Origin of the sequence: Paenarthrobacter sp. NPDC089675 (assembly GCF_044749185.1) — a bacterium.
GTDB lineage: Bacteria > Actinomycetota > Actinomycetes > Actinomycetales > Micrococcaceae > Arthrobacter.
This window is the reverse complement of sequence record NZ_JBIVHM010000007.1, coordinates 240,424-256,424: the sequence shown is the minus strand read 5'-3', so window position 1 is coordinate 256,424 and position 16,001 is coordinate 240,424. Positions and strand designations below refer to the sequence as shown.

Below are 16,001 nucleotides of genomic sequence, written 5' to 3'. Positions count from 1 at the left end.
ACCGACTAGAACTGCGGCTGCCCGGGGAACTGCTGGCCGGGCTGCGGCTGACCCGGTTGCGTCGGGGGCGCCGGCTGGGAGGGGGCGGACTGCCCCGTGCCCTGTTGCGGCTGCTTGGTCAGGTAAATCGACTGGCCGGTAGCGCCGGGCTCACCTTCACCGAGGGGGAGGACATAGACGGCCGTGCCGTAGGCGCAGACCTCAGTCCAGTTGGTGCCCATCTCCGAAGTATCGAAGCGCATGGCGACGATCGCGTTGGCGCCGCGCTGCTGCGCCTCGTTGACCATGCGGGCCATGACTTCCTGGCGGCTCTCGTAGAGGGCCCGGGTCATCTCGGGCAGCTCGCCGCCGCCCAGGGAACGGAATCCTGCGAGCATCTGTGATCCGATGTCGCGTGAGCGGACAGTGAGGCCCATGACCTCGCCAAAGACGGCGTCAATGCGGTGGCCGGGGATTTCATTGGAAGTAACGATCAGCATGATCCAGAGCCTACTCAGAAGTGTGCCTTAAATGCCGCAATCCCCCAGGGGAGTTCTCCCCCGGGGGATCGCGATGCGACGCTGCTAGCTCTTGGCGTCGGCCAGTTCGCGCTCTTCGGCCTTGGCCGCAGCGGTATCGGCTGCGTACTCGTCAGCGAACGCGGCACCGTTGCGGGGGGCGCTGTACAGTGACTCGTCCAGGATGCCCTGGCGCTTGGCCACGATCGCGGGGACCAGCGCCTGCCCTGCGACGTTGACCGCGGTGCGGCCCATGTCCAGGATGGGGTCGATCGCCAACAGGAGTCCGACGCCGGCCAGTGGCAGTCCCAGCGTGGACAGGGTCAGCGTGAGCATGACGACGGCGCCGGTGGTACCTGCCGTTGCGGCGGAACCGAGCACAGAGACCAGGACGATCAGAAGGTACTGGGTGAAGTCCAGGTTGATGCCGAAGAACTGGGCCACGAAGATCGCTGCGATGGCGGGGTAGATCGCTGCGCAACCATCCATCTTGGTGGTGGCACCAAGAGGCACGGCGAAGGAAGCGTAGCCGGAGGGGACGCCGAGGTTGCGCTCAGTGACGCGCTGCGTGAGCGGCAGCGTGCCGATGGAGGAGCGGGAAACGAAGGCGAGCTGCACGGCCGGCCACACGCCGGAGAAGTACTGCTTGATGGAGAGCCCGTGTGCGCGGACCAGGACGGGGTAAAGCACGAAGAGCACCAGGACCAGGCCGATGTAGATGGCCAGGGTGAACTTGCCGAGGGAACCGATGGTGTCCCAACCGTAGATGGCTACTGCGTTGCCGATCAGGCCGATGGTGCCCAAAGGAGCGATGCGGATGATCCACCAGAGGACCTTCTGGATGACGGCCAGGGCGGACGCATTGAAGGTCAGGAACGCCTCTGCCTGCTTGCCAACCTTGAGGGCCGCGATGCCGACAGCGATCGCGACAACCAGGATCTGGAGGACGTTGAAGCTTACGGACGTGCTGACCGTGGTCGCAGCATTGGCGCTTTCAGTGACGGTGGAGCTGGCGCCAAGGCCGAGGAAGTTCTTCGGGAACAGGCCGATGAGGAAGGCCCACCAGTCACCGGTCTTGCCTGCGTACTCGGCCTTCTGGGTGATGCCGGTCGCTGCGCCGGGTTGCAACAGTACGCCGAGGCCGATGCCGATGAGCACCGAAACGAGCGACGTGATGGCAAACCAGAGCAGCGTGTTCCAGGCCAGGCGCGCGGCGTTCGAGACCTGGCGCAGGTTGGCGATAGAGCTCACCACGGCGGTGAAGATCAAGGGAACGACGGCGGTCTGCAACAGGGAGACGTAGCTGGACCCGATGGTCTGCAGCGTTGCGCCGAGACCGTTGGGGGCGGTCTTGGTGCTGCCGGTGTACTTGGCGATGAGGCCAAGGACCAGGCCCACAACAAGGGCGGCAATGATCTGCACGCCGAAGGACGTGGCCCACTTGGGCAGCCGGGAACCGGTCTTGCCGGTTGGGGGAGTGATGGTGTTTGAGGTGCTCACCGGAACACGGTAGGTGCTCCGCAAATAACATAGCGAACGGACGTTTAGAAATGTTACGTGCGCAAAAGTTATTCCTTGTGCGTTTGTGACGTTGCTCTCCGGCGAGCACCTCGGCCAAGCTACTAACCCAGCAATGCCCTCCGCAGCACGTCCAACCCCACCGAACCGATGTTCAGCGCTTTGCTGTGGAAGGACTTGAGATCGAAGTCGCCACGTCCCTCCAATTCCGTGCGGATCTGCTGCCACAAACGCTGGCCGACCTTGTAGGACGGTGCCTGACCCGGCCAGCCAAGGTAGCGGGCGAACTCGAACTGCAGCTGGCCTTCGCTGATATCGAGGTTCGCTTTGAGGAAGTCGAACCCCTTCTCCGGAGTCCAGGTTCCGGTACCCCAGCGCTCAGGGACGGGGAGTTCCAAGTGGACGCCGATGTCAAACACCACGCGGGCCGCACGCATCCGCTGGCCATCGAGCATCCCCATGTGGTCACCAGGGTCCTTGAGATAACCGAGCTCCAGCATGAGCTGTTCGGCGTAGAGGGCCCATCCTTCGCCGTGTCCGGAGACCCAGCAGACGTTGCGGCGCCAGTTGTTGAGCAGTTCCCGGCGGTAGGTGGCGGTGGCAACCTGGAGGTGGTGACCGGGGACTCCCTCGTGGAAAACGGTGGTTGTCTCCGACCACGTGGTGAAGGTGTCCTCGCCGGCGGGTACCGACCACCACATGCGGCCCGGCCTGGAGAAGTCGTCAGAAGGTCCGGTGTAATAGATTCCGCCCTCGTCGGTCGGCGCGATCATGCATTCGAGGGTCCGCATGACGTCCGGGATGTCGAAATGGACGTCGGCGAGCTCGGATACGGCCCGGTCAGAGAGCTCCTGCATCCAGGCTTTCAATGCGTCCGTTCCCTTGATTTGCCGGGCGGGATCGTTGTTGAGGATGCTCTTGGCCTCCTCGATGGACGCGCCGGGCTTAATCTGGTTGGCCACCTTTTCCTGTTCAGCAATCAGGCGCTCGAGTTCCTGCACGCCCCAGGCATAGGTTTCTTCGAGGTCCACCGAAGCTCCCAGGAACGAGCGCGAGGCCAAGGCGTAGCGTTCCCGGCCCACGGCATCCTTCTCAGGGGCCTGGGGGAGCAGTTCGTCCCGGAGGAAATCGCCCAAGGCGCCATACGCCGAACGGGCGGCTGAAGTACCGGCGTCGAGCTTTGCCTGGACATCCGGCGGCAGCGGTGAGCCGCCAACCGTGGCCTCCGCTGCAAGCTTGGCGAAAAAGCCGTCCGGTGCCGCATACCGGCGGGTCTGCTCGATGACGATGCGCACCTGCCGGGCGGCGGACACCTTACCGTCGGCAGCCGCGCTCCGGAGGGAAGACATGTAGCCCTCCAAGGCTCCGGGAACGTTAGCTGCACGTCCGGCGAGGTGCCCCCACTGCTCAACCGTGTCCGTCGGCATGAGGTCGAAAATGGCGCGGATGTCCTGCGCCGGCGAAGCGATGTTATTGAGGTCCGCCGCATCCCAACCCGAGGAATGGATCTCCAATTCCAGCCCGAGGCGTTCTCGCATGGCGTCGAGGGTGACGGCGTCCACGTCGTCGGAAGGCTCAAGGCCCGCCAGGGCATCCAAGGCCAACCTTGTGGACTCCGCGTGCGCGTCTGCGCCGGCAGGGGAGTAATCCTGGTACTCGGTCTCGTGGCCCGGAAGTCCCAGAGTGGTGGCGAAACTCGGGTTGAGTTCGATCAGCCTCTCTGTGTACGCGTCAGCTACGGCGTCGATGGCGGACTTGGCTCGCACAGGCAAATTTGCAGTAGTCACCCGAAGAGCCTAACCGCGACGAACGCCACGTGAAAGGGTTGTTGAACTTATTTGCTGCGTGCCGTGAAAATCAGCCGCGGCTGCGCCGCCAAGCACCCGGACCCGGGGTGGGATCCAGGCGCAATTGCTGCCGGCGCACCCAGTGGCGCACGCTGGGCTTGGCCTCCGCTTCCGTCGTCTGGGGCACTCCAACGGAGGCGACGACGGCGGCCAGTGCCGCGAGCTCCTCAGGCGTGGGATCCCCTTTGACCACGGAGAACATGGGCAGCACCGGCTCTTCGGCCGGCGAAGGTGTCTGTGCCGCACTCACAGCGGGATGTTCCCGTGCTTCTTGGTGGGCAGGCTCGCCCGCTTGTCGCGCAATGCACGCAGCCCGCGGATGATCTGCAGGCGGGTGTCCGAGGGAGCGATGACAGCGTCCACGTAACCAAGCTCAGCCGCCTGGTACGGGTTGAGGAGTTCTTCCTCATAGCCCTGGATGATCTCTGCGCGGCGGGCCTCGACGTCGCCACCGGCTTCGGCCACCGCAGCAAGGTCGCGGCGGTACAGGATGTTCACGGCACCCTGCGCGCCCATGACGCCGATCTGTGCCGTGGGCCAGGCGAGGTTGAGGTCCGCGCCGAGCTTCTTGGAGCCCATCACGATGTACGCGCCGCCGTAGGCTTTCCGGGTGATGACCGTGAGCTTGGGGACAGTGGCCTCGGCGTAGGCGTAGAGGAGCTTGGCGCCGCGGCGGATGATGCCTTGGAATTCCTGGTCCTTGCCGGGGAGGAAGCCGGGGACGTCAACCAAGGTGATGATCGGGATGTTGAAGGCATCGCAGTGGCGGACAAAACGGGCGGCCTTTTCCGAAGCCGAGATGTCCAGCGTTCCGGCGAACTGCATGGGCTGGTTGGCCACGATGCCAACGGTGTGTCCCTCGACTCGGCCGTAGCCGATGATGACGTTGGGGGCGTAAAGCGACTGCATTTCGAGGAAGTGCGCGTCGTCCACGATCTGCTCAATGACCTTGCGCATGTCGTACGGCTGGTTGGCGGAGTCGGGAATCAGCGTGTCCAGGGCGAGGTCGTCCTCGTCCAGTTCCAGTTCCTGGTCGTGCTCCACCACAGGAGCTTCGGAGAGGTTATTGGAGGGCAGGAAGTCAAGGAGTTCACGGACGAACTCGATCGCATCGGCTTCATCGGACGCCAAGTAGGTGGAGGTACCCGTGGTGGCGTTGTGCTGCCGGGCACCGCCCAGCGTTTCCATGTCCACGTCTTCGCCGGTGACGGTCTTGATGACGTCCGGGCCCGTGATGAACATGTGGGAGGTCTTGTCCACCATCACCACGTAGTCGGTCAGGGCGGGGGAGTAGGCCGCACCGCCGGCACACGGACCCATGATGAGGGAGATTTGGGGGACCACGCCGGAGGCATGGACGTTATTGCGGAAAATGTCCGCGAACATGGCAAGGGATGCCACGCCCTCCTGGATACGCGCGCCGCCGCCGTCGTTGATGCCCACAACCGGGCAGCCGTTGCGGAGGGCGAACTCCTGGACCTTGACGATCTTCTCGCCGTTGACCTGGCTGAGTGAACCGCCGTAAACGCTGAAGTCCTGGCTGTAGATGGCAATCAGGCGGCCGTCCACCGTGCCGTAACCGGACACCACTCCGTCACCGAGCGGCTTTTTCTTCTCCATGCCGAAGGCCGTTGAGCGGTGCACTGCCAACGCGTCGAACTCGACGAACGATCCCGGATCAACCAGCAGGTCGATGCGTTCGCGGGCCGTGTTCTTGCCCCGCGCGTGCTGCTTCTCGATCGCTTCCGGGCCGGAAGGCTGCTCTGCCCGTGCCTGGCGGTCGCGGAAGTCGGCAATCTTTCCCGCTGTCGTTGTCAGATCGTGGCTCATCAAGTGTCTCCGGCTCTGTAGCTGATATGTCGCTGGCGCGGTTCCCTCACGGAGCTGGTTAAGTAGCTTCCGTACAAAGAACAGGCCTCGATGGCCAGTCTAGTAACGCGTTTGCTGCGAACCGCTGTAGAAACCCTACAATTTTCCGCGCTGATGCCCAACGGTCCGGCCATCGCGCGCGTCGCGGCGCCCCATGATTCCGCCTGACGAGGACCGCTATGTTACCCGTGAGTAACATAATTGCGTTACAGTGTCTGCATGACTCCAAGCAACGACGCTTCCTCCGTTTCTGCTCCGGTCCAGGCGCAGTCGCCCTACCGCGCTTCGGGTTCGCTCAAGGGCCGGACCATCATCATGTCCGGCGGCAGCCGCGGCATTGGCCTGGCCATCGCAACCCGGGCCGCTCGGGACGGCGCCAACATTGTGCTCATGGCCAAGACCGGCGAACCCCACCCCAAACTTGAGGGAACGGTTTTCACGGCCGCGGATCAGCTTCTCGCCGCCGGCGGCCAGGCGCTGCCGCTCGTCGGGGACGTCCGTAATGATGCCGACGTCGCCGCTGCCGTGAATGCCGCCGTCGAGCGTTTCGGCGGGATCGACGTCGTCATCAACAACGCATCCGCAATCGACCTCTCGCGGACCGACGCCGTGGACATGAAGCGCTACGACCTCATGCAGGACATCAACGTCCGTGGTACGTTCCTGCTCTCCAAACTGGCCCTGCCCTTCCTCCGGGAGTCCCGTCACGGCCACATCCTCACGCTCTCGCCGCCCCTCAACCTGGACCCTAAATGGGCGGGAATGCACCTGGCTTACACCATGGCCAAGTACGGCATGAGCCTCACCACCCTGGGACTCGCCGAAGAATTGAAGAACGACGGCGTGCAGGTCAACTCGCTCTGGCCGTGCACCTTGATCGACACGGCGGCCATCCGGAACATGCCCGGCGGTGACCGGATGGTCCAAGCCGCCCGGGGCCCCGAAATCATGGCCGACGCTGCCCACGCACTGCTGGCAGCAAGCGGCGGCTACGGATCGGGCAACTTCTACACGGACGAGGAAGTCCTGCGGGCCGCCGGAGTCAGCGATTTTGCTGCCTACAGCCTCGGCGCTCCGGAAGACCGGCTGGTTCCGGACATCTTTCTCTGAGCGGATTCACACGTTCGCGGCGCCGTCTGCCGGGCTACGACTGGATAGGATTCAGCTATGGATGCCGAACAGCCCGCCAGCCCCGAACGCCCCGAGTCCCAACAGCGTGCCGCGCTGGATCGAGAGGCGTTGCTCGCTCCGGATTTCCTGTCCGCCACCGGCATCCCGCAGCTGAACATCGTCGAGTCCACTGGGTCAACCAACGCCGACCTCGTCCGGGCCGTCACCGTCGAACCGAATAGGTGGCCAGACCTGGCGGTGCTCACGGCAGAACACCAAACCGCGGCCAGGGGCAGGCTGGACCGCCACTGGGAATCGCCGGAACGCTCGGCCGTTTCCGTCTCCATGGTGCTGCGCCCGGTTACCGCCGATGGCATGCCTGTGCCTACGCAGAGCTACTCGTGGCTGTCCCTGCTGGCCGCGGTGGCCCTGCGTGAGGCCCTGCAGCAGGCGGCAGGCGTGACCGCCGAGATCAAGTGGCCAAACGATGTCCTGGTCAACGGACGCAAGATCGCCGGCATCCTCGCCCAGATGACGCCCTTGGGTGACGGCTCCGTTCCAGCGGTGATCCTCGGCGTAGGCCTCAACGTGACTCTTTCCGAAGAGCAACTACCGGTCCCCACGGCAACATCGCTCGCCTTGGAAGGCTCGACGACGACGGACCGTACCGCGTTGCTGAAGGCGTACCTTTCCAGCTTCACGAAGCTGTACCGCAGCTTCTGCAATGCCGAGGGCGACCCCGCTGCCGGTCTCGCAGGCGGCCCGTCCCTGCACAAGCGGGTGGAATCGGCCATGGTCACGTTGGGCCGCGAAGTCCGGGCACACCTCCCCGGCGATCACGAGCTTGTGGGTCACGCATCGCGGCTGGACGAGCACGGCTCGCTGCTGGTGGTAGACCATGGCGGCCGTGAACACGTAGTGACGGCCGGAGACGTGGTGCACTTGCGCGCCACGGAAAGCGGTTATGCGTAAAGAGCTGCTCCCGGGGGAGCAGGTCCTGACCATCACGCGTCAGCAGGGCCGTTCGCTCTTCTTTCCGGTGCTGGTTTTTGTCCTGGTTCCTGCCCTGACCGCCTACGCCTGCGCGTGGATCGTCAAGGGAAACCCGCAACGGCTCGCCCCGTTCATTACTGCGGGATGGACGCCATGGCTGATCGGGGTGAGCGTGGGACTGGCGGCATTCATCCTGCTGACCTACAGCGTCAAAAGGTTCCTGCGCTGGCGTTCGGTGCGTTACATCCTCACCAGCCGCCGCATCATCGCCCGGCACGGTATGTTGCGCCGCCGCGACTGGCAGGTTCCGCTGATGTCCGTCCGCAATGTGGGCATTGAACAGAGCTTGCTCCAACGGAGCTTGCACTCAGGGAATATATCCTTGGATACCGGGCACTCCGGAGTGCTTGTTTTGGCCGACGTCCCCCACGTGGGGAAGTTCCGGGGCTTCATTGTTGATGCTTTGGAAGACCTTCCGCGGGATGGGGTCCTGGAAGGTGAAGTGCTCGGGGACCTTGATTTTGAGTGACGTGCCGTCGGATGTGAGAGAAGGTGGAAGAGATGAGCGTTGAGGATCAGCAGTCCGGCGAGGACCTGGACCAGGAGTTCGACGCCGTACCCGAACCTTCAGTGGATGAGGACACGGAACCAGCGCCCGGCCGGGCAAACCCGGCCGGACCCCCTACGGGAGTGATGTCAGCGGAACGGCTTGCCATCAAGGCCCTCGAGACCCGCCTTCTTGGCGGTGAACGCAAGCTCCGTCGTCGTGAAGTTGCCGCGGGAGCCGGTGTTTCGGTGCTGTCTGCGCGCAAGCTGTGGCGTGCCCTCGGGTTTCCCAACTGGGGAGATGACGATGTTGCCTTCACCGAACGCGACCAGGCCGCGCTGACCACCATCCTGGACTTGGTGCGAGCCGGACTCCTGACGGAGGAAGCCGCAATCTCCGTTACCCGTTCCATCGGCCAGATGACCGACCGCATGGTGGTGTGGCAGATCGAGGCGCTGGTAGAGGACATGGTCCAGGAGCAAGGTATTCCGGACGCCGTGGCCCGAAAAAAGTTGGTGGGCCAATTGCCGGCGTTGGTGGATTCGCTTGAGGAGATCCTGGTCTACTCGTACCGCCGCCAACTCAACGCCGGTGTCCAGCGGCTCGCAGTCCGCGCCGAGGCGGGGCTCCAGGCGAGCGAGGAGGGCCGGGACGGTGATGAGGACGATTCGCCGTTGCCCCTGGCCCGCGCCGTAGGCTTCGCCGATTTGGTGTCCTACACCAGCCTTTCGCGGCGGATGAACGAAAAGACCCTGGCCCAGATGGTGCAACGCTTCGAGAACAAGTGCGCCGAGATCATCTCCGTTGGTGGTGGCAGGCTGGTAAAGACGGTCGGCGACGAAGTCCTCTACATCGCTGAAACACCGGCGGCCGGAGCTGAGATTTCGTTGGCCCTGGCCCACGCCTTCACTGAAGACGAGATCCTTCCGCAGGCCCGGGTGTCCATGGTGTGGGGCCGCATCCTGTCCAGGCTTGGTGATATCTACGGGCCCACGGTCAACCTGGCCGCACGACTCACCAGCCTCGCGCAACCGGGAACGGTGCTGGTCGATGCCATGACGGCAGCCGCGCTGGGCCAGGACGAGCGGTTCGTGCTGGTCCCCCAGGCTTCCGAAAATGTCCGCGGTTTCGGCGAGATCCATCCCGTCATGCTCGCCCGCGGCCGCGGCAAGGGTCTGGTCCTGGACTAGTTTTACAGCGTGCCGCTCCCGTAATCGAGGGAGGGTAGTTGTACCCATCACACCTGCACTAATCGATGGATTAAACCGGTAGGCTTGGAGACTGTTCGCGTCAAGCCAGCCGCGCGAGTGGGTGTCGGCTGCCAGAATACACCGGGGGATGTTGATGGCTCCGTCCAAGAGGCCTGCCAAACGGGCGCCCAGACAGGGGGCTTCAAGGAAGCGCCGCAACCGGCTGATAGGTGCGGCATCGGCGGCAATCGCTGCCGCCGTCGTCATCACAGGTGCCATCCTCTATCCGGGGTTCAAAACCACCGAAGTGGATTTGAACGACGGCGGAGTGTGGGTGGTCAGCAAGGCCAAGAATGCGGCCGGCCGCCTCAACTATCCGTCCAAGTCGCTTGACGGCGCGGTAACCCCGGCCAGCGACAATTTCGACATCCTGCAGCAGGCAAGCGACGTGTTCATCGACGACGCCGGCGGAGCAACCATCAACCCCGTGAGCGCTGCGAACATGCGGCTCGGCGGAGACCGGAAGCTCCCGGGTTCCGCCCAGGTGAGCTTCGGCAGCAAGGTCCTCGCGGTCACCGACCCTTCCAAGGGCAAAGTATGGGCCGTGTCACCAACGTCCGTCGGCGGATTCAGCGACGAGTCCGAGCCTGTGATCGAACAGTCCCAAGGCATCAGCTCCGTGGTCGGCGCAGACGACACCATTCACACGCTGGATCCCAAAACCGGCAAGCTGACCGCAACCAAAGTGGATGCCGACGGTAAGGCCGTGGACTCACAGGTCCGCAACGACGACGCCCTCAAGGCCGACGGCGAAGTCCAGCTGACCGCCGTCGGCGATCAGGCCGTGGTCCTGAACCAAGCAAACGGCAACCTGGTCCTTCCGGGAGGCGCCACGATCCATCTGGATGACGCCAGGGACGCCAAACTCCAGCAGCCCGGCCCCAAGGCGGACACAGTGGCCATCGCGACCAAGGGCGCGCTGCTGCTCCAACCACTCGGTGGAGGCACCGCCAAGACCATCCAGGCGGACGGCCAGGGAGTGCCTGCCGCGCCGGTCCAGCTGGGAACATGCACGTACGCGGCCTGGTCAGGCGCCAACAAATACGTTCGGGAATGCGACAACCAGGCAGACAACCGCCGCGCCGACGTTCCCCAGGCGAGCGCATCGCCGTCGTACGTGTTCCGCGTCAACCGCGACCTCGTTGTCCTGAACGACGTCAACTCGGGGAACGTCTGGATGGTCAACCAGAACATGCAATTGGTCAACAACTGGGACGACGTCATTCCGCCCCAGCAGACGTCCGACGACGCCGACAAGGACTCGGCGGACGAGGTGCAGCAGACCGTTCTTCCGGACCGGAGCAAGCCCAACACACCTCCGGTAGCCAAGCCTGATTCCTTCGGGATCCGGGCAGGCAAAACTACGCTTTTACCGGTTTTGGACAACGATGCCGACTCCGACGGCGACATCCTTACGGTGAGCGCCGGCGAACCGCTCAAGTCCGGGGCGTTGTCCGCGGTATATGGCGGAACCGGCTTCCAGATCGCCGTGCCGGCCGGAACCACGGGATCCGAATCCTTCAAGTACACGGTGGACGATGGTCGGGGGGGAACTGCTTCTGCGGACGTCGACCTCAGGATCGTGCCGCCGGAGGAAAACAGCGCGCCGAAGCCCAAGGCCAACCGCAACAACACCATGGTGGTCCAAGCGGGCAAGATTGCTAACCAATACATTCTTACCGACTGGATGGACCCCGACGGCGACGACATCTTTGCGGTCTCCGCGTCCAGCAGCGACCCGGCTGACCAGGTCAGGATCAGGCCGGACGGTCTGCTCACCTTCCAGGATTCCGGCGCGGGCCCAGGTCGCAAGACCATCAACGTCACGGTTTCAGATGGCTCGCTCACTGCCGAGGGCCAGATCAGTGTGGATGTCCGTGCCCCCGGCGCCCTGCCGCCCATTGCCAACGCGGACCATGTGGTGGCGGTGGCCGGCCAGGACACGGTGGTTGCGCCGCTCAAGAACGACACCGATCCGCAGGGCGGCACACTCCGGCTTGCACAGGCCCAGCCCGACGGCCAGTCGACGGCTGTGGTGGGGCCGGACCAGCAAACCTTCACTTTCAACTCAAGCGCTTTGGGAGCGCACTACGTCACGTACATGGTGACCAACGGTCCGGCGAGCGCCCAGCAGTTGGTCCGGGTGGACGTCGTTTCCGGAAACAGTGACGGCGCCCCCGTAGCCGTGCGGGACATTGCCCTGCTGCCGAGCGGCGGAAGCACCGTGGTGGACGTGCTCGGCAATGACTCGGATCCGGCCGGGGGCGTCCTGGTGGTGCAGTCAGTAACCGCCGCTGACGGACTCCCCGTCAGCGTCGCCGTCCTTGACCACTCTGTTATCAAGATCACCGACGTCCGCGCTGAAGGACAGCTGTCCCTCAAATACACCATTTCCAACGGCAAAGCCTCCGCTACGGGCGACATCTCCGTGCAGGTGGTGCCCGCGCCCACCAAACTCCAGGCACCACAGGCAAAACCGGACGAGGTCACCGTTAGGGCAGGGGACGTGGTGACAATACCCGTGCTGGCCAATGACTCGGATCCCAACGGCGGGGAACTGACCTTGGATCCAGTCCTTGCGCAGCAACCGGACGAGGCTGACGGACGCATGTTCGTTGCCGGCAATACCCTGCGTTTCATTGCCGGTGGGGAAGCCAAGACGGCATACGCCATTTACAAGGTCAGCAACGCTTCCGGCCAGTCAGATTCGCAGCAGGTGACCATCCGCATCCGTGCACGCGACGATGCCACCAACACCCGGCCCGAACCGAAGAACCTGACCGCACGTGTTGTCGCGGGCATGACCGTTAAAGTGCCGGTTCCGCTCGACGGCATCGACGCCGACGGCGATTCGGTCCAGCTCATCGGCATCGACAAGGCCCCGGCCATGGGTACGGCCATCCTCCGCGACGGCTATCTGGAGTACACGGCGGGCGGCAAGTCTGCGGGGACGGACACTTTCAGCTACCGGGTACGTGACCGGATCGGCGCGGAAAACACCGGCAATGTGATTGTCGGCATCGCTCCAGCGGAGGCGGACAACCAGAAACCGATCGCGGTGGATGATGTCATCGACGTCCGCCCCGGCCGCCGTGTGGCTGTCGATGTCCTCAAGAACGACTCGGACCCCGACGGCGACCCGATCGCCCTGGTGCCGACGTTCGAAGCCAAGCCTGAGCTCCACGTGGAAGCTGCTGCAGGAAAGGCTGTCCTGACGGCGCCGGGCGAGGCCGGCATCGAAAGCGTGAGCTACCGGATACAGGACGACAAGAAGGCCGAGGCCAGTGCGGTGGTCCGCGTGCAGACCAGCCCCACGGCGCCGCTTCATGCACCCATCGCCGTTGACGATCACGTGACGCTCGCCGAAACACTGGGCAAGACCGCCGTGGACGTCCCGGTGTTGAAAAATGATTCGGATCCTGACGGGGTGGCAGAAGACCTCAAGATCTCCCTCCCCGACGGTAACCCCAATGCCCGCTTGGGAACGTCCGGCAGCGTGGTGGTCACGTTGGCTCCCCAGGACCAGTTGATCCCATACACAGTGACGGATATCGACGGCCAGTCGGCTACGGCCGTCATGTGGATTCCAGGGCAGGGTCTCCAGTACCCGACGCTGGCCAAAACCGACGTCGTCGAGGTCACGGCCGGCAAGGAAGTCACCTTGTCCTTGGCGGACTATGTAAAAGTCCGCGACGGTCGCAGTCCCAGGATCACGGTCGCGGACAAGATCAAGGTCCAGGGCGGCGACCCCGTGAACGTCATCGCCGGTGACGGCACCGCGCTCCGTTACGCGGCGCAGGCGGACTACGTTGGCCCGGGCTCGGTGACCTTCGAGGTCACTGACGGCTCCGGTCCCGACGACTCCGAGGGACTCAAATCGACGCTGACCATCATGACCAGGGTGCTTCCGGACCCCAATGCCAACCACCCGCCGACGTTCAGCGGAGCGTCCATCGAGGCGCCGAAGGGGGAAACGACTGAACTGGACCTCGCGAACCTTGCAAAGGACGTGGACCAAGCGGACCAGGGCAAGCTCAAGTTCGAATTCGACGGACAACAGCCGGGCGGTTTTGATGCCAGGATCGACGGCAGTGTCCTGAAGGTCACCCCTGGAGGCACCTTGAACCCGGGAGCCCGGGGAACGTTGCCCCTCAAGGTTAGCGACGGCCGGTCCGATGCCGTGCGGGCCGCCATCACTGTCACCGTGGTCTCGTCCAACCGTCCAAAGCCTGTGGCCAACGACGACACCGTGGAGAAGGCCGACGCCGGTAAGCCGCAAACAGTCAACGTGCTGGGCAACGACTTCAATCCGTTCAGCGAGCCGCTCACGATCGTTTCCGCAGTGGTCGAGACCGGTTCGGCAGGGCAGCCCGACGTCTCGGGGGACTCCATCACGGTTACCCCGGCAGCCGGCTCCAAGGGCGTGCTCGTGGTCCGCTACACCATCAAGGACAAGACCGACGATCCCGGCCGGCAGGCAGTGGGCCGTGTGCGCATCACCGTGCGGGACAATCCCGATGCGCCCTCTGCCCCTTCTGCAACGGATGTCCGGAGCCGCACGGCAGTGCTCAAGTGGGCGCCGCCGTCGGACAACGGCTCGCCCATCACCAAGTACACCGTCAGGTCGGCTGGCTTCCAGCAGGAATGCCCCACCACCACGTGCACGCTGACCGGGCTGACGAACAACGTCAAGTACGTCTTCACGGTCACGGCAACCAACGAGGTGGGAGATTCGCCGGCATCGGTTACTTCGAACGAAATCCGTCCCGATGAGAAGCCGTCACCGCCGGAACCGCCAAGCGTCAAGGCCGGTGACAAGGACCTGGCCATCACCTGGGCCCCGGCCAAAACGGAGGGTTCGGCGGTGAAGCACTACAACCTTGAGATTTCACCGCCGCCGGCAAACGGCATCGCCGTGAAGAACGAGGTCACCGGACTGAGCTACACCTGGACGGGCCTGACCAACGGCGTGAAGTACAAGGTAAGGGCGCAGGCCGTCAACGACCTGGGGCCATCGGACTGGGGCTTGTACTCGGCCGAGGACCATCCCGCGGGCCTTCCCGGAGCGCCGGCGGCGCCGAGTACCGCCGTCGTCTCCTCGGTTGGATCGCAGAACCAACTGCGCGCTGACTGGAGCGAGCCGGACATCAATGGCGACCCCATCAAGACCTACTACGTCACCATGAGCGGAGGAGGCGGCGCCACGCAGACCCAGACGGTGCCGGGCAACGTCCGCTCGGCGACGTTCACGGCCAATAACTCCGAGGCCGGTTACACCTTCACTGTCCAGGCCGAAAACAAGGCCGGCAAGGGTGCCGTCAGCGCGGCCTCCGCGCCGCGACGGGCCACCGGCAAGCTGGGAACCGTGGGCAACGTCAGTGCCACGCCGGCGAACACCGGGGGAGCGGGCGGCCAGGTGACCATCAACTTCACCACCCTCAACCAGGCCCAGCGCAACGGTTCCACCGCCAACGAAGTGAGCTACACCTACCGTGCCAGCACCGGTCAATCAGGACCGATCCAGCCTGGCCAAACGGTGGGCGGGTTCGCCAACGGCCAAGCGAGCAGCATCACGGTGACTGCACAGTCCTCCGTGGCGCCAAGTTCGGACGCCAGCCAGGCTGCCACTGCAACACCTTACGGTTCACCGGGAACGCCTTCGGCCTCGGGAACGAACGGTGCAATGAACGACCCCTCGGTCACACTGAACTGGTCCTCGCCCTCGACCTCCACCAACGACGTCAGGACGACCAAGATCCGGATCGACGGGGGAGCCTGGGAGACCGTGGCCGCCTCCGGCAGCCGGACGATCAACACCGGCGGGTATGAGCAGACCCGAACCATCGATGTGCAGACCTTCAACTCCTTGGGCACGGGCGGGGCGGTTGCCAGTGCCAGTGCGAAGTCGGGGAAGAAGGGCGAATGGACTGGCGTGTTGAACACGGGCGTGGTCCAGCGTTCATGCACCTACACGCTGGGCGGGATGAACTACCAACCCAGCCCTGACTTCACCTGCGACGGAAAAGGCGGCAACCAAGAGCCCTGGGAGTACCCCGGCCAGACAATGATTGTGAAGTGCTACATCGTCCAAAAAGACGTCAATAACTGGACCTTCAATTGGTGGCGCATTGAACCTGGTTCCAGCCGTAACGTTGGGCGGTACATCATTGCGGGCCACACCTCCATTGGTGAGCCCGGTGCGGTGGGAGCGCCTCCATGCTGACACTCGCCGGCCCTGCAAGACGGGGACTTGTACCCATCGCGCCCTCCACTGCGAAGACAGTATGCTGTCAAAGCCATTGGAGAGGCCTGTCTCGGGTTTCCTTGGATGGCCGTGTGGCGCGTGGGATATTCTTGGACACTGAAAATT

General features: G+C 64.1%; 10 protein-coding genes. 5 read left to right on the top strand and 5 right to left on the bottom strand.

Translation table 11 applies throughout. The annotated features are described in order from the left end of the window. Positions 1 to 5 precede the first annotated feature (5 nt). The 5 genes from ACIPY2_RS16315 to ACIPY2_RS16295 all read right to left on the bottom strand — a co-directional run bounded on the left by ACIPY2_RS16315 (position 6) and on the right by ACIPY2_RS16295 (position 5,692). Positions 6 to 479: a YbjQ family protein gene (locus ACIPY2_RS16315; protein WP_400267429.1), complete on the bottom strand. Its 474-nt coding sequence runs from the start codon at positions 477 to 479 to the stop codon at positions 6 to 8. 84 nt (positions 480 to 563) lie between these two features. Then, positions 564 to 1,997, bottom strand: a complete 1,434-nt coding sequence (locus tag ACIPY2_RS16310; RefSeq protein ID WP_400267428.1) for a dicarboxylate/amino acid:cation symporter — start codon at positions 1,995 to 1,997, stop codon at positions 564 to 566. Positions 1,998 to 2,119: 122 nt separating this feature from the next. Further along, a complete protein-coding gene (locus ACIPY2_RS16305) occupies positions 2,120 to 3,802 on the bottom strand; it encodes a DUF885 domain-containing protein (protein ID WP_400267427.1) in 1,683 nt (560 codons plus the stop codon). 70 nt (positions 3,803 to 3,872) lie between these two features. Continuing rightward, the gene (locus ACIPY2_RS16300; protein WP_400267426.1) at positions 3,873 to 4,112 is read right to left on the bottom strand and encodes an acyl-CoA carboxylase epsilon subunit; all 240 of its coding nucleotides are present in this window, start codon (positions 4,110 to 4,112) and stop codon (positions 3,873 to 3,875) included. After that, positions 4,109 to 5,692 (bottom strand): acyl-CoA carboxylase subunit beta, encoded by a 1,584-nt coding sequence (locus ACIPY2_RS16295; RefSeq protein WP_400267425.1) that lies wholly within the window; start codon positions 5,690 to 5,692, stop codon positions 4,109 to 4,111. The genes ACIPY2_RS16300 and ACIPY2_RS16295 overlap by 4 nt, the downstream gene beginning before the upstream one ends. Positions 5,693 to 5,950: 258 nt before the next feature. Here ACIPY2_RS16295 and ACIPY2_RS16290 point away from each other — a divergent pair, with 258 nt between their 5' ends. The 5 genes from ACIPY2_RS16290 (at position 5,951) to ACIPY2_RS16270 (ending at position 15,854) form a co-directional block, all read left to right on the top strand. Then, positions 5,951 to 6,841, top strand: coding sequence for an SDR family oxidoreductase (locus tag ACIPY2_RS16290; RefSeq protein ID WP_400267424.1), 891 nt, complete (start codon positions 5,951 to 5,953; stop codon positions 6,839 to 6,841). A gap of 57 nt (positions 6,842 to 6,898) precedes the next feature. Beyond that, a complete protein-coding gene (locus tag ACIPY2_RS16285) occupies positions 6,899 to 7,813 on the top strand; it encodes a biotin--[acetyl-CoA-carboxylase] ligase (RefSeq protein ID WP_400267423.1) in 915 nt (304 codons plus the stop codon). Beyond that, positions 7,806 to 8,363, top strand: a complete 558-nt coding sequence (locus ACIPY2_RS16280; RefSeq protein WP_400267422.1) for a PH domain-containing protein — start codon at positions 7,806 to 7,808, stop codon at positions 8,361 to 8,363. The genes ACIPY2_RS16285 and ACIPY2_RS16280 overlap by 8 nt, the downstream gene beginning before the upstream one ends. A 32-nt stretch (positions 8,364 to 8,395) precedes the next feature. Further along, entirely contained in the window at positions 8,396 to 9,571 is a 1,176-nt protein-coding gene (locus tag ACIPY2_RS16275) for an adenylate/guanylate cyclase domain-containing protein (protein ID WP_400267421.1), read from the top strand. Positions 9,572 to 9,725: 154 nt separating this feature from the next. Next, entirely contained in the window at positions 9,726 to 15,854 is a 6,129-nt protein-coding gene (locus ACIPY2_RS16270) for an Ig-like domain-containing protein (protein ID WP_400267420.1), read from the top strand. Positions 15,855 to 16,001: the final 147 nt, after the last annotated feature.

Excerpts from the sequence above, each read along its gene's own strand:
- ACIPY2_RS16270 (WP_400267420.1), top strand. The coding sequence starts at position 9,726 with ATGGCTCCGTCCAAGAGGCCTGCCAAACGGGCGCCCAGACAGGGGGCT.
- ACIPY2_RS16315 (WP_400267429.1), bottom strand. The coding sequence starts at position 479 with ATGCTGATCGTTACTTCCAATGAAATCCCCGGCCACCGCATTGACGCC.
- ACIPY2_RS16295 (WP_400267425.1), bottom strand. The coding sequence starts at position 5,692 with ATGAGCCACGATCTGACAACGACAGCGGGAAAGATTGCCGACTTCCGC.
- ACIPY2_RS16290 (WP_400267424.1), top strand. The coding sequence starts at position 5,951 with ATGACTCCAAGCAACGACGCTTCCTCCGTTTCTGCTCCGGTCCAGGCG.
- ACIPY2_RS16275 (WP_400267421.1), top strand. The coding sequence starts at position 8,396 with ATGAGCGTTGAGGATCAGCAGTCCGGCGAGGACCTGGACCAGGAGTTC.
- ACIPY2_RS16285 (WP_400267423.1), top strand. The coding sequence starts at position 6,899 with ATGGATGCCGAACAGCCCGCCAGCCCCGAACGCCCCGAGTCCCAACAG.
- ACIPY2_RS16280 (WP_400267422.1), top strand. The coding sequence starts at position 7,806 with ATGCGTAAAGAGCTGCTCCCGGGGGAGCAGGTCCTGACCATCACGCGT.